13 protein-coding genes and 3 tRNA genes are annotated in these 13841 nt (G+C 63.1%); 9 read left to right on the top strand and 7 right to left on the bottom strand.

What is annotated here, in order from left to right; genetic code table 11:
- Positions 1-37: 37 nt before the first annotated feature.
- Positions 38-910 carry an NAD-dependent epimerase/dehydratase family protein gene (locus tag ACWA13_RS02925; protein WP_463936691.1) on the bottom strand — a complete coding sequence of 291 codons (873 nt, stop codon included), beginning with the start codon at positions 908-910 and terminating at the stop codon, positions 38-40.
- Positions 911-1243: 333 nt separating this feature from the next.
- On the opposite strand from ACWA13_RS02925, the gene ACWA13_RS02920 reads away from it, so the two are divergent.
- A complete protein-coding gene (locus ACWA13_RS02920) occupies positions 1244-2191 on the top strand; it encodes an NAD(P)/FAD-dependent oxidoreductase (RefSeq protein WP_463936690.1) in 948 nt (315 codons plus the stop codon).
- Positions 2188-2835, top strand: coding sequence for a class I SAM-dependent methyltransferase (locus tag ACWA13_RS02915; RefSeq protein WP_463936689.1), 648 nt, complete (start codon positions 2188-2190; stop codon positions 2833-2835). Before ACWA13_RS02920 ends, ACWA13_RS02915 begins: the two co-directional genes overlap by 4 nt.
- A gap of 116 nt (positions 2836-2951) precedes the next feature.
- Here the strand turns inward: ACWA13_RS02915 and ACWA13_RS02910 are convergent, their stop codons facing one another.
- The gene (locus tag ACWA13_RS02910) at positions 2952-3608 is read right to left on the bottom strand and encodes a helix-turn-helix domain-containing protein (RefSeq protein WP_463936688.1); all 657 of its coding nucleotides are present in this window, start codon (positions 3606-3608) and stop codon (positions 2952-2954) included.
- 187 nt (positions 3609-3795) lie between these two features.
- On the opposite strand from ACWA13_RS02910, the gene ACWA13_RS02905 reads away from it, so the two are divergent.
- Positions 3796-4704 (top strand): alpha/beta fold hydrolase, encoded by a 909-nt coding sequence (locus ACWA13_RS02905; RefSeq protein WP_463936687.1) that lies wholly within the window; start codon positions 3796-3798, stop codon positions 4702-4704.
- A gap of 421 nt (positions 4705-5125) precedes the next feature.
- Here ACWA13_RS02905 and ACWA13_RS02900 read toward each other — a convergent pair.
- The 3 genes from ACWA13_RS02900 to ACWA13_RS02890 form a co-directional block, all read right to left on the bottom strand.
- Positions 5126-5198 (bottom strand) — tRNA-Phe (locus ACWA13_RS02900).
- Between the two features lie 48 nt (positions 5199-5246).
- Positions 5247-5320 (bottom strand) — tRNA-Asp (locus tag ACWA13_RS02895).
- A 102-nt stretch (positions 5321-5422) separates the two neighbouring features.
- A tRNA-Glu gene (locus tag ACWA13_RS02890) sits at positions 5423-5495 on the bottom strand.
- 269 nt (positions 5496-5764) lie between these two features.
- On the opposite strand from ACWA13_RS02890, the gene ACWA13_RS02885 reads away from it, so the two are divergent.
- The 5 genes from ACWA13_RS02885 (at position 5765) to ACWA13_RS02865 (ending at position 11070) form a co-directional block, all read left to right on the top strand.
- On the top strand, positions 5765-6826 hold the full coding sequence (locus ACWA13_RS02885) for a PHP domain-containing protein (protein ID WP_463936686.1): 1062 nt from the start codon (positions 5765-5767) through the stop codon (positions 6824-6826).
- A gap of 262 nt (positions 6827-7088) precedes the next feature.
- Positions 7089-7934: a DMT family transporter gene (locus ACWA13_RS02880; protein ID WP_463937999.1), complete on the top strand. Its 846-nt coding sequence runs from the start codon at positions 7089-7091 to the stop codon at positions 7932-7934.
- Between the two features lie 24 nt (positions 7935-7958).
- A complete protein-coding gene (locus tag ACWA13_RS02875) occupies positions 7959-8378 on the top strand; it encodes a metallopeptidase family protein (protein WP_463936685.1) in 420 nt (139 codons plus the stop codon).
- Positions 8379-8431: 53 nt separating this feature from the next.
- Positions 8432-9352: a cation diffusion facilitator family transporter gene (locus ACWA13_RS02870; protein WP_463936684.1), complete on the top strand. Its 921-nt coding sequence runs from the start codon at positions 8432-8434 to the stop codon at positions 9350-9352.
- Between the two features lie 188 nt (positions 9353-9540).
- The gene (locus ACWA13_RS02865) at positions 9541-11070 is read left to right on the top strand and encodes a C40 family peptidase (protein WP_463936683.1); all 1530 of its coding nucleotides are present in this window, start codon (positions 9541-9543) and stop codon (positions 11068-11070) included.
- Positions 11071-11084: 14 nt separating this feature from the next.
- Here ACWA13_RS02865 and ACWA13_RS02860 read toward each other — a convergent pair whose 3' ends face one another.
- Positions 11085-12119 carry a universal stress protein gene (locus ACWA13_RS02860; protein ID WP_463936682.1) on the bottom strand — a complete coding sequence of 345 codons (1035 nt, stop codon included), beginning with the start codon at positions 12117-12119 and terminating at the stop codon, positions 11085-11087.
- 354 nt (positions 12120-12473) lie between these two features.
- Here ACWA13_RS02860 and ACWA13_RS02855 point away from each other — a divergent pair, with 354 nt between their 5' ends.
- On the top strand, positions 12474-13097 hold the full coding sequence (locus ACWA13_RS02855) for an NAD(P)-binding protein (RefSeq protein ID WP_463936681.1): 624 nt from the start codon (positions 12474-12476) through the stop codon (positions 13095-13097).
- Between the two features lie 20 nt (positions 13098-13117).
- On the opposite strand, the gene ACWA13_RS02850 is transcribed toward ACWA13_RS02855, so the two are convergent.
- A complete protein-coding gene (locus ACWA13_RS02850) occupies positions 13118-13810 on the bottom strand; it encodes a copper resistance CopC family protein (RefSeq protein WP_463936680.1) in 693 nt (230 codons plus the stop codon).
- Between the last annotated feature and the right edge of the window lie 31 nt (positions 13811-13841).

The raw sequence follows: 13841 nt of genomic DNA, 5'->3' as shown, positions 1-13841 counted from the left end.
CCGGAGTCGTGCTGTCAGCTGTTGGCAACTCGGTTTTCTAGTCCTCTGTGGGAGTGGTACGGCTTGGCTGGTAGTCACGCCAGGTGTGCTCCGGCTCAAAGCCCAGCAGACGCCGCGCCTTATCGATTGACAGCATGGTCTCATGCTCGCCCAGCTCCTTTGTCACCCTGACGTCGGGGAAGACGGCAGCGGCCAGGCTGGCGCTGGAACGGGTCATGACGGTGTCCGCGTTGGCGATGATGAACACCTCGAAGCCGGGCTTGCCCTTGTCCAAAGCGCGTGCCACCGCCTGGGCGCCATCGCGGCCGTCGATGTACCCCCACAGGTTCCATTTCCGCAGCAGCGCATCGGAATCAAAGGACGGGAACCGTTCGTAATCCTCTGCATCCATCACATTGGAAAAGCGCAGGGCGGTGATACTCAATTCCGGGTCCCAGCGCGTGAGTTCAATGGCCATTTGCTCTTCCAGATGCTTCACCAGCGAATAGGTACTTTCCGGCCTGGCAGGGTATTCCTCGTCCACCGGGATGTAGGGAGGGTCGGCGTCGAACGGCAGGCCCAGCACCGTCTCACTGGAGGCATACACCACCTTTTTGATCCCGGCCCTGCGCGCGGCCTGGAAGACGTTATAGGTGGAAAGCATGTTGTTCTCGAAGGTAGCGGCGTCCGGAACGATGCCAGGGGCAGGGACCGCTCCCAGGTGGACGACGGCGTCGAAGCCCTGATGCCGGTCTTCCAGCCCGAGGAGTACATCCAGGACCTGGCCATACTCACGGAGGTCCACTATTGCCACAGTGGAGCTTCTTTCCCCGGCCCGGTCCAGGTTTAGCACCTCGTGGCCGTCATTGTTCAGCCTGCGCACTACGTGGCGGCCAAGTTTTCCACTGCCACCGGTTACTGCAATTCTCATATTGATCCTTACCTCATTCCAAAGGCTACGCTGACAACTCCAGCTAAGGCTAAGGGCACCGGCGTGCGTCTGGTAAACCGAGGGACGACAACCCGACAAAGGACTGCACCGTTAGGTGCGGCCCCTTCCGTTTGTGCATGCTCCAGGTCGACCAACTCAATTGTCGGCGTTGACGTCCGTATCCGCTATCTGACCTGACGCGATGCTGGCGGCCACCTCATAAGGCAGCTTTGTGCATCAGCTGATGGACGGAGAATTGATCCGCCTTGGTCCTAATTTGCAGTACTGCAAAAATTTTTCACTCTGCGAGAGAGTGAGCGCCATCCTTACGGTATGACAAGCAAACAGGTATGGGACGTGATCGTTGTCGGTGGCGGATCGGCGGGATTGAGCGGGGCGCTGACTCTCGTGCGGGCTCGTCGCCAGGTACTTGTTCTTGATACAGGGCAACCACGGAACAGGTTCACGCATCACATGCACGCCGTTCTCGGTCGGGATGGTACTGCTCCTGCCGTCTTGATGTCCGACGGGCGCCGCGAGGTCGAGCAATACGGTGGTGTGATCCGTACCGGCGTGGTTCAAAGCATTAGGGGCACTGCCGGTGAATTCGAGGTCAGCACCGATAGCGGTGTGGAGACGGCTCGACGGGTACTCGTGGCCACGGGCGGACGAGATGAACTTCCTGCCGTGGAGGGCCTCGAGCGGTTTTGGGGTCGCGGCGTGGCGGTGTGCCCTTACTGCGATGCCTATGAAGTGCGTGATCAGGCGATCGGCATCCTCGCTACCGGGCCGGGGAGTGTCTTTCAAGCTCAGCTGCTCAGACAGTGGAGCGAGAAGATCGTCTACCTCACTGATCATGTAGAGGCGCCGATCGACGAGGACCGCAAGAACTTCGAGGCACGTGGCATCGAGGTCGTTGAAGGGGCCGTCGCGCAGGTGAGTGCCGGCAGTGATGGAACGCTATCCGGGGTGGACATGGCGGACGGTCGACACGTCAGTCTGGCGGCGATCTTCACCGCCCCCCGACTCGTTCCCGCCGATCACTTCCTGCAGGCACTTGAGCCGAAGAAGGTTCCCATGCCCGGCGGGGAGTTCCTGCAGCTCGACGGCACTGGGCAAACGAGCATCCCGGGGATCTGGGCGGCAGGCAACGTTGCCAACCCTTATGCGAATGTACCGATCTCGATCGGGGCTGCTGCCGCTGCAGCCGGGGCAATCAATCATAGTCTTGTCCTCGACGATGTCGCGGCCGCGCGGCAGTCCTGGGACGTTCGGGTATGAACACCACGGACGGGTCCGAGAGTGAACGCTTCTGGGAAACGCACTATGCCGGAAGTGCCCCACCTTCGGGGATTCCTGACCCCAACGACGCTTTCGTCACGATCGTCGGTGAGCTTGCGCCTCATCATGAGCAGTCCCACGCATTGGAGTTAGGGTCCGGACGCGGAGGCGATGCGCTGTGGCTCGCCCGCGGAGGGTGGTCCGTAACAGCGGCCGACGCGTCCGCCACCGCTGCCCGCCGACTCAATGATCTTGCCCGGCGGACGCTAACCGCCGGTCGCGTGAATGCGGTCCAGGCTGACCTGGCTTCGGTCATTCCAGACGGGGAGTTCGATCTTGTCTTTGGCTGCTATTTCCAATCACCGGTGAGCGTTGACCGCAGCGCGATTATCCATCGCGCAGCGCGGCAGATCCGCAGCGGCGGACTGCTCATCATCATCGACCACGCCTCAACGGCGCCCTGGTCATGGAATACGGACGCAACATACCCCACCGCAGAGCAGACTCGCGCTGGGATAGGCCTTGATCAAGGCTGGGAGGCCCTGACCGTCACTGCCCGGACCCGAACAGCACTGTCACCAGTTGATGGAGTGACCCTGGCAGTAGTCACGGATAACATCGTCGTTCTCCGCCGCGAACCCTGAGGCGCGGGCCTTGTCAGAAATGATAAAGCGGAATGTCAGAGCGGGCGCGTCGATGTGATGACCGACCAACGTCCATCCGGTTCTGCCGTTAGCCGCATGTATCACCGGCTTCAGGGTCACTTTGACGTGACGGCCAGATGGGTGCGTTCTCCCTGTGTACCCATGAGGGTGATAACTTCGGCCGGCTGCTCCGTCGCGCTACCGATCCAATGCGGGGTACGTGTATCGAACTGCGCCGCCTCGCCGGGCCCCAACAGGAACTCCTCGGCACCAAGAAACAATCTGACCTTCCCATTGAGGACATACAACCATTCGTACCCCTCGTGGGTCTGACGCTTCAGTGTCGATTCCTTGCCTAACGGCGGGTACACGATCTTGTATGCCTGAATTCCGCCGGGCCGGCGGGCCAGAGGAATGAAGGTTAGCCCGGAGTGCCGCATTGGACGCAGATGGATCCGCGGATCACCCGTCAGGGGAGCGGCGACAAGATCATCCAACGGCAGATTGAACACCCTCGCCAAAGGAAGTAACTGTTCCAACGTCGGCCGCAACTTCCCGTTCTCAAGCCGGGACAAAGTGCTCGTCGCAAGCCCTGACTCTGCCGCCAGCGCAACCAGAGTGAATCGTTGCGCCTTCCGCAACTCTCGCAGCCTCGGTCCGACTGCTGACAGTACGTCCATCTCCTCGATGCTCATCACACCATAATGCGGATCTGCAAATAAATTTGCAAGGACGCATACTTTCAGCCGACGCTGTGTCACGGAGGTAAACATGACCAAATCGGTTCCATCATCAGCGATCGCTTCCTACCGCACATGGAAGGTCCAGGCGTCGCTTGTTGCCCTTGCTCTCACAGCTGCAGGATGCTCAAGTACCGATACATCACCCGAATTCACCACTACATCCACATCCCAATCGACGAACTCAATCGAGTCTTCACCAGCAGGATCTGACTCTGCGGTGGATGACGATGAAGCGTTCAACCAGACCTTCCGTCACGGAACAGCTCAGGTTGACGACGTGAACATGCACTACGTGACCGGCGGTACTGGGGAACCGCTGGTTTTGTTACACGGGTGGCCGCAGTCCTGGTACGCGTGGTACACGATCATGCCGGCGCTGGCGGAGCATTACACCGTGTACGCCGTTGACCTACCAGGGCTCGGTGACAGCGAGGGATCACCACCGAGCTACGACAAGGCAACACTCGCGAAGTACGTTCACGGCCTCATCGCAGATGAGCTCGGCCTGGACAAGGTCAACTTGGCAGGCCACGACCTCGGCGCCGGCGTTGGATTCCAGTACGCCACCCAGTTCCCCGAAGACGTCATGCGATACGCACACCTGGACTACCCGCTACCCGGACCAGCCCTCAGCGCACAGGATTTCCTGTCCTTCAGCTGGCACTTGTCCTTCCACAATCAAAAAGAGATTCCGGAAGCTGTCGTCGGCAACGACGTGCGTGACTACATCGAACTCTTCACCGGATACGTGGCCTACGGCGGAGAGAGTTTCGGCGGCACGGGAGCACCGTCGCCCTTCACCGATCAGCAGCTGGACGAGTTCGCCCGGACCTACACCACGCCCGAAGCGCTCACCGGCGGCTTCGAGCTGTACAGGACCCTGGAACAGGACGAGCGCGACAACAGAGCCTCAGCACCAATTGCCATGCCCACGCTGCTCCTCACAGCTGAAGGGATCTTGCCCTCCACCCGCACGACCGTGGAGCCGCTCATGACACAGCTCGTCCGAGCCGTCGAAGTACCCGGATCCGGCCACTGGCTTCCCGATGAGAACCCGGACTTCGTCACAGAGGAACTACTGACCTTCTTCGGAGCATCAGGCACCCAGAACGACACCCAGCAGTAAGGGCGCCTGACAATAGAGGTTCTCGACGATCGCCGCGGTCTATAACGGCGCTCATGGACGCGAAGCCTTGGCTGGCGCGCCGCCACGAAACGCCGTACACATCGCTCCGTGGTCCAGGGACCAGGGCCACGGAGCGCCTTCCATACCAGCGGATTTCCCATCACGGGGCGGCCGCTCATCCGGAGCGGGCTTCCGCAATGACCCGCTGCTCTATCGCTGATCGCGACAATATCCACCAACCGGCGAGAACTGGCCAAAGCATTCGGCGTCTACGGAGCAGGGGTCTGCGTCAAAACATGGCCAATAAGAGCTGAGTCATACAAAATCGCTCTGTTATGAAATAACGAAAGAACCCCGCCGTTCCCAGGTAAACACTGGGGACAGCGGGGTTCCAGCTGCTTGCGTTGAGCTTGCCGAAATGTGGCTCCGACCGGCGTCGATCCGGTGACCTTTCGATTTTCAGTCGAACGCTCTACCAACTGAGCTACAGAGCCTAGGTGACATGTCACCATGAAGGCCGGAATCTCTTCCGGCAATCAAAGCGACCCTGACGGGACTTGAACCCGCGACCTCCGCCGTGACAGGGCGGCGCGCTAACCAACTGCGCTACAGGGCCTTGCATTTGCTGCATTTTTACTGCTCCGCGGCATCGCTACCGCTTTTTTTCAAGGGCTCCAGCCTACCAGACTTTTCCAGCCTGCCGGACCAGTTCCTTGCGTACCCCCAACGGGATTCGAACCCGTGCCGCCGCCGTGAAAGGGCGGTGTCCTAGGCCGCTAGACGATGGGGGCCTGAACTCAGTACGGAGGCAAAAATAAAAGGCTTCGAGCCGGGGCTCTCCGTCTTCATCCATGCAATTTCTCCGAACTGGACTCTAAAACTATAGGGCCTTCACCGGGATTATCCAAAATCCGCCCGGGCTCCCTTGTAAGCGGCCCCGGAAGTGGCTCTGGAAGCGGCCGTGGAGGCCGCTCTAAATGAACCGCCTCCACGGACCTGGGTAAGGGCCGGGCCTGCGCAGCTTCGGACGGGCTGCGCACGAAGGGTGCAAAATGGTCAGATGGATGCTGTCGCCGCACTCAACGAAATCGCCTTCTGGCTTGAACGGGGGCGCGCCGCTACGTTCAAGGTCCAGGCCTTCCGCAAGGCCGCCGCCGCCATCGCGACGCTGGACCAGGCAGAGCTTGAGGCCCGGGTCCGGAACGGCAGGCTGAAGTCCATGAAGGGGATTGGCGACCGGACGTACACCGTGATCCGCGAGGCCGTTGACGGCAAGGTTCCTGACTACCTTGCCGAGCTTCGCGAGAGGACCGCCCAGCCCCTGGCTACCGGCGGCGGCACAATCAGCGGGTCGCTTCGTGGCGACCTCCACAGCCACAGCGACTGGTCCGACGGCGGCTCACCCATCCCCCTGATGGTTGATGCCGCGCGGCTCCTGGGCCGCGAGTACCTCGCCCTGACGGACCATTCCCCCAACCTCACCATCGCGAACGGCCTCACCGCCGAGCGCCTGACCGCCCAACTCAAAGAGGTGAAGAGAATCAACGCGGCCATCACCAAGGAGGTTGAGAACGACGGCGGTGCCGACTTCCGCCTCCTCGCCGGCATCGAGGTGGACATCCTGGAGAACGGGGAACTGGACCAGTCTCCGGACATGCTGGAGCAGTTGGACGTAGTGGTGGCCAGTGTGCACTCCAAGCTCCGGGCAGATCGCGGCACCATGACCAGGCGCATGTTGGGTGGCATCACGCATCCGCGCACCAATGTGCTGGGCCATTGCACAGGCCGGCTTGTGGAGGGCTCGCGGGGCACAAGGCCGCAGTCTGAATTTGATGCCGCCAAGGTTTTTGCCGCCTGCGTGGACAACGATGTGGCGGTGGAAATCAACTCGCGCCCCGAACGCCAGGATCCTCCTGACAACCTCCTCCAGCAGGCAGTCGAGGCAGGCTGCCTGTTCAGCATCGACAGCGACGCGCATGCTCCCGGACAGCTCGACTTCCTGCAGTACGGGGCTGAACGCGCTGAACGCAACGGGGTTCCGGCGGAACGTATCGTGAACACGTGGCCTTTGGACCGCCTGCTTGAGTGGGCCGGGAAGGGTAAAGGGCAGGGCAACCGGTAGGGCACAAGCCGGGCCTTGGAGCGGGGACGCGGGGCAGTCTGCGGCATTGGCAGTAATTTGTGCTGACCTGTCCGATTTCCGCCGGATCAGTATGGCCGCCAGGAACTACATTGGATTCATGAGCAGCACCCCCGGGCGCAACATCAACGCCTCCCCCGCAAATCCGCCCACCGCCGAACCAGTGACTACGGCAACGGCCCCCGAAAATGTCCCGGCACCTGCCCTCACGCCTGAGAAGGTGCCGCCGCTGGCCATCGCGGCCATGATCACCACGGTTGTACTGTGGGCCTCAGCCTTCGTCGGCATCCGGGCGGTAGGACCAACCTTCTCACCGGGGTCCCTGACCTTGGGACGGCTGGCGGTCGCCGCCGTCGTGCTCGGCTTGGTGGTGCTGCCCACGCTGCGTACCCTGCCAAAGGGCCGTGAGTGGTGGCCCATCCTGGCGTACGGCGTGATGTGGTTCGGCGGCTACAACGTGGCGCTTAACGCCGCGGAACACATGCTCGACGCCGGCACCAGCGCATTGCTGATCAATGTCAGCCCGATCGTGGTGGCTATCCTCGCCGCGCTCTTCCTCAAGGAGGGCTTCCCGCGCTGGCTGTTGATCGGGAGCGTGGTGGCCTTCAGCGGCGTCGCCCTCATCGCGCTGGGTTCCGGACAACGTTCGACGGCGGACGTTACGGGTGTGTTGTTGTGCCTGCTCGCCGCCGTGCTCGCCTCTGTCAGCGTCATCGTCCAAAAGCCGGTACTGAAGAAGTTTCCCGCGGGCCAGGCGACGTGGTTCGGGATCATGGTGGGCACCATCTGCTGCCTGCCTTTCACGGGCCAGCTGATTGGCGAGCTCCAGCAGGCGGAACTGCCGGCCACGCTGGGCCTGCTCTACCTTGGAGTCTTCCCCACCGCCATAGCATTCACCACGTGGGCGTACACACTGTCCCTGATCGACGCCGGGAAACTGGCCGCCACCACCTACCTGGTTCCCGGCACCACCATCCTCATTTCCTGGCTGCTGCTGGGCGAAGTACCCACCATCTGGGGGCTGGCCGGTGGCGTTCTCTGCCTGATCGGGGTGGCACTGACCCGGCGGCGCTCCCGTACCCGCAGCTAGCATCGCGCGGCTAGAGTCATCAGTATGTCCAGCCACCTTCCGCCCGGCCTGCCCATCGATCCCGGCCCGGCGCAGCCTTTCGAGCTGAGCTCTGACGACTTTGAGGCTGCCGTCACCGAGGCCCTGGAAAGAATCCCGCCCGAAGTAGCCCAGGCCATGAATAACGTGGCCGTCTTTGTCGAGGACGACTACGAGCCCGGCCCCGACGAGGATCCGGACACCGTTTTGCTGGGGCTGTACGAAGGCACGCCGCTCACTGACAGGGACTCGTCCTGGGATACCGGCTCGCTGCCGGACCGCATCACCATTTTCCGCAAGCCCATCCTGGAAATCTGCAGTTCCCGCGAGCAGGTCATCGAGGAAGTGGGAGTCACCGTGGTCCACGAAGTCGCCCACCATTTTGGTATTGATGACGAGCGGCTGCACCAGTTGGGCTGGGGCTAAAGGACACACATTGCTGGGCTCCAGCGCCCTTCCGGCAGCGATAACCTAGGCACATGGGACATGATCACAGCCACACCCACGGACTGACCGGCACCGGAAGGCACCGGAAGCGCCTGGTCATCGTGCTGGCGATCACGCTGGCCGTGGTGTTGATCCAGATTATCGGCGCCGTTCTTTCGGGGTCGCTGGCCCTCCTCGCCGACGCCGGCCACATGCTCTCCGATGCCGCCGGCGTTTTCATCGCGCTGCTGGCTTCTTGGATCGCTACCCGGCCGGCCAGTGAACTGCGCACCTACGGTTACCAGCGCGCCGAGGTGCTGGCGGCCATGGCCAATGCGCTGATCCTGATCGTCATAGCCGTGGTGATCGTCATTGAGGCCATCCGTAGATTCGGGGAGGCTCCCGGGGTCCGGACGGACATCATGCTCGGGGCTGCGGTGCTCGGTGCCCTGGCCAACCTGGTGTCGCTGCTGATCCTCCGTGGCGGCCAGAAGGAGAGCCTGAACATCCGCGGTGCTTACCTGGAGGTGCTCGGGGACCTGCTGGGATCGGTGGCGGTCATCGTCGCCGCGATCGTCATTATGACCACCGGATTCCAGGCAGCGGACACCATCGCCTCACTGGTGATCGCAGTCATGATCCTTCCCCGGGCCTGGAGCCTGCTGCGGGATGTGGTGGATGTTCTGCTGGAGGCAACGCCCAAGGGTGTAGAAGTCCAGATGATCCGCGAGCACATTCTGACTGTTCCGGGCGTAGTGGACGTGCACGATATCCACATCTGGACCATCACCTCCGGTGTGCCGGTGTTCTCGGCCCACATCGTGGTGGAAGATGCCATGCTCAACGCGCACGGAACGGACCAGATACTGGACCATCTGGGCACTTGCCTGGGCTCGCACTTTGATACGGAGCACTGCACCTTCCAACTGGAACCGGCCAGCCATTCAGAACACGAGTCGCACCAGCACGCCTAGCCGGACACGCCGGGCGCAAAATCCCGCGGAATGACACCGGTGTTGTTTATGTTATTGATGTGACCAATGTTGCCAAAGTGGCTTTTGGGCACGTAGCCTCTTGTGAGCCGGGATGATCCGCCGAGGGGCAATGCCAATGTGCCAACCCAACCTCGCTGTTCCCGGCCCGATCCAGCGAGGTTCAGCGTATGGTTTTGGCCAAAGGTGCCGGCACGGCCAAATTCGGCAGTGCAGTAGTGAGGACGGCAGCGGTCAGCTCGGCAAAGAAGGCAGCCGTGCTCTGCACCGTCATCGCCCTCCTCGGCGCGTTCGGCCTTCCTGCACAGGCGGCACCCGCTTCCCCGGTAGCTCAACAGCCGATCCTGGTACCTGCCGCCCCGGATGTCCCCTCCGCTGAAGAGATTGCCGCCGCCAAGTCCGATGAGGACGCCAGCGCCCGGCAGGTCAGCAAGATCGAGCAGATCCTGGAAGCCGCGGTCGCCTCCCAACAAGCTACTTTCACCCTCTCGCTGCAGGCAAACAATGCCTACAGCGAAGCCTTGGTTGAACTTCAGAACCGCCGGGCTGCCGCTGATCTTGCCGCCACCAAAGCCGAAGCAGCCCAATCCCGGCAGCAGCTCACCCGCAAAGAGGTGGGCCAGCTGGCCGGTGACCTGTACCGCAATGGCGGACTGAACCCATCCCTGGGGACTTTCATGTCAGGCAATGGTGATGCCCTGCAGCAGGCCGCCACCCTGGAAGCCATTTCCGCCAACCGCAGCCGTGCTTTCCAATCCGCGGAAACAGCCGCCTCTGCCGCTGAATCGCTCACCGCCACAGCAGCCGAAACCCGCAGGGCAGCGGATGAGGCAGCCACCACGGCCGAGATCCGCAAGACCCAGGCTGAAGAGGCCAACGCAGCCCAGGCGAAGACCGTCGCCGACGCGCAGGCGCAACGCACCGTGCTGATCAGCCAACTGGCAACTCTGAGAAATACGACGGCGGAACTCGAGTCTGAGCGCATCGCCGGCCTGGAGCAACAACGGGCGGAGTTGCGGCTGGCAAAGCAGCATGCGGACGCGGAACGGGCCGCCGCCGAACAGGCAGGGCGGAGTGCAGATCGTAGCAACAGCATCGGCGGCAACAGCGGCAATACCAACAGCGGGAACAGGCCTGGCCCGGCGCTTCCTCCGGCACCGGCCCCACCAGCGCCCGCGCCGCCGGCGCCGGTTGCACCCGGGCCACCGCCGCCGGCCGCACCTGCGCCGCCGGCGCCGGTTGCACCTGCGCCTCCCGCAGCGCCCGTACCCCCTCATGTATCGGACCCAGCTCCTCCACCCGCTCCGGCACCTCCGCAGGCGCCCGCTCCCGGAGGTTCCAACCAGACGGCCGTCTCCGTTGCCCTGAGCAAAGTCGGCGCACCGCATTACTACCAGTGGGGCGGAACCGGGCCCTACGGCTTTGACTGCTCCGGGCTGGTCTACACCTCGTTCGCCGCAGCCGGCAAGTTGTTGCCCAGGACGGCAACACCCCAGTACACCCATGCCCCGGTGAAGGTGCCTATGTCGCAGGCCCAGCCGGGAGACCTGCTCTTTTGGGGCAGTGAAGGGAACTTCTACCACGTGGCCATCTACCTTGGCGGCGGGCGTGTGGTGCAGGCATTGAACCCGACTGAAGGCATCGACGTCACGGAACTGCGGTCGATGGAGCCTGCCTACGGCTACGCCGCCCGCTACTAAGCGACGCGACAGCTCTAAACAGCCGGGATGGGACCAAACTGTTCACGGTCCGCGAGGCGATGGTCCTCGCGGTCCGGCACCACCATCACCGGGCACTTGGCATGATGCAGCACGCCGTCCGAGGTTGAGCCGAGCAGCATGCCGGCGAAGCCACCACGGCCCCGGGTTCCGAGCACCACCAACTCAACGTGACGGCTCTGGTCCACCAGCACGTCCACCGGTGAGCCGTCCAGGAGCTCATACTCCATGGGCAGGTCCGGGTAGTGGGACTTCAACCAGCGGCCGCCGGCATCCAGCTGGGTCCTGATGTCCGCGAACAGTGCCGTGCGGTCCATGGGCGCAGGGACCCAGGCGAGCGAGCCGGTGTACTGCGGAACTGCACAGATGACCCGGAGCTTTGCTCCAAGCCGTTCGGCCTGGCTTGCGGCCTCGAGAACCGCCACCCGGGCCTGCTCGGAACCGTCCACACCCACCACTACAACGTTCTCAACGGGCCGTAACCCCTCCTTCGCGACGTCTGCCTTGGCACGTTTGTCCGTAACTTCCTCGCCCAGGCGTGGAGCACAACTGAGCGGGACCGTCACCGTGGGGCATTTCGCGTGGGCAGGCAGGGCGCTGCTCACGGAGCCCAGCAGCCTGCCCACAAAGCCGCCGCGTCCGCGGGTTCCCACCACCAGCAGTTCCGCCGATTCGGAAATATCCAGCAGTACCCCCGCCGCGTCGCCATTTTCAACGGTGGCATCGGCGTCGACGTTGTAGCCGGAAATCTTGTCCACTGCATGGCGCAGGACGGATTCAGCACCCTCCCGGATTACCGAATCATCGACGGTCGCGTAACCGCCGTCGAGCCCGGAAGCTGCGAAGATGGGCACGGAGTAGGCCGTAACGATGTGAAGGGGACGACGACGGCGTTCAGCCTCCCGCGCAGCCCAGATGAGGGCGCACTGGCCGTGCTCCGAGCCGTCAACACCCACGACGATGCCGGTAGGTCCCGCTGGATCCCGGTGGTCGTCCCTGGCCGGGTCCGGATGGATCTCCTGTGCTCCCATGGGGCCGCCTCCTTGCGATACTGCCTGATGTTGCCGCTATTCTGCCAGACGCCGGCTGATCCGTTGCCAACCGCCTCGCTTCTTCCTATTCTCCCACTTTCAAGCTCCTGCGAGGCGGCCAACCGAAGGATCTCCGGGGCGGTGCCCGCCGGTCCAGCACACGTTTTCCCAGTTGAAGAAGTGGGGCTACCCAGGCCCCGTTTTGTTCTGTATTGTTCGTTGCACTGTTGGTTCGGAACATCGCAAGATGTCCGGGCCAGGAACTGCAGCCGAACCTTGGGGGTATCCCGGCGCGTGCAGGGTAAAGATGCCTGTACTTCCGATTCTCTTGAGAGGAACTGTGTGGTGGCGAGCATGCCTGTAAGCGGAACCGAACGTACTACGACCGTGGTCATCGGCGCCGGGTTTTCCGGGCTGGCGGTGGCCTCGGAACTGTGCCGGCGTGGCGTGGAAGCGATCGTCGTGGACGGGCTGGATACCCCCGGAGCCCAACCGGGCCCCATTACAGCGTCATTGCCCCGCTGCGATTCATCAGCTTCGGCGACCCTTATTGAACGAAATGAGATTTTCCGGCACTTGCGCAAATATGCCGCCAGCCACCGGCTGGATATCCGCAGTGCCACCCGCGCCTCGCGCCTGTTCCTGGCCGACGTTGTCCCGGGCGCCACAACGCCGCCGCAATGGGAAGTCCACACCGCCACGGGCATCCTGCTGGCGGACAACATCGTGCTCACCCGCTGCGCGCAGAGCCAGCTCCGGCGCATGCTGGCGGAGCTGGGCATGGCAGTGGGCCAGAACGTGGCCGCGGCACTCCGCGCGATCGGCCTTTACCTGGTGGGCGTGGGCGAGCTGATCGTTCCATCCCCTAAAGAAGTGCTCCGCCAAGCCAAGACCGTCAGCAAGGCAATCTCTGCCACCGTGGCCTCCGATTCCGGCTACAGCCAAGGCGGGCTCGCTGCCCTGCCGGCACCGGCCTGACCGAGCCCCCCCGCTAAGCCTTACTCGGAATCCTCGTCGCCGGCCTGGAGCCGGCGGCGGGCCATGACGCCCAAAGCCACCAGCAGGCCTAGCGCCACGACGGCAAACCCCACAATGCTCCAGGGGAACGGCTCGGAAGAGGTGGCCACCGGTTCAGGGGTAGAAGTGGCTCCCGGCGGAGCGGTACCCAGGGTGGGAACCGTGCCTGCGGTGGGAACAGCGGACGACGCCGGACCGGTAGCCGAGGGCGCAGCCGTAACTGCCGCCGTCGTACTTCCCTCGCTGCTTGCGGCCGCGGTAAAGGCGAAAGTCCCCTCGATGGGGTGCGAATCCGAACTGACCACCCGCCAGCTCACGGTGTAGGCACCTGCGGGGGCGCCAGGCCGCAGCGGCTGCGAGGCCACATTGTCTGCGATCTGCACGCCGCCGTCCGCCCACTCGGTGCCGGAGGAATCCCTGACTGACATTGACGCGCCGAGCCCCAGCGGATTGTTGTTGAAGGTCACCGAGACCTTAGCCGGCACCGAGGCAACGACCTCACCGTTGGTGGGCGTTGATCCTTCGGCGGCATCGTGCGCAAATGCCGGCTCGGCAGTAAACAGTACGGCGCCGAACAATGCGCTGGTCAACAGTGCGCCGGCAAAGACCACGGCGGCAAGGACGACTGCCGGCAAGGCGGAAACTCCGGCTGACGGACGGCGGGTGGAAGGCATGAGGGTATAGCTCCCTTGTGTTGGCTTCCTT

The sequence above is a fragment of the Pseudarthrobacter sp. TRD_SC_9 genome, from assembly GCF_055361265.1.
The sequence above is the reverse complement of the archived record's forward strand: the minus strand, read 5'-3'. Positions and strand labels throughout refer to the sequence as shown.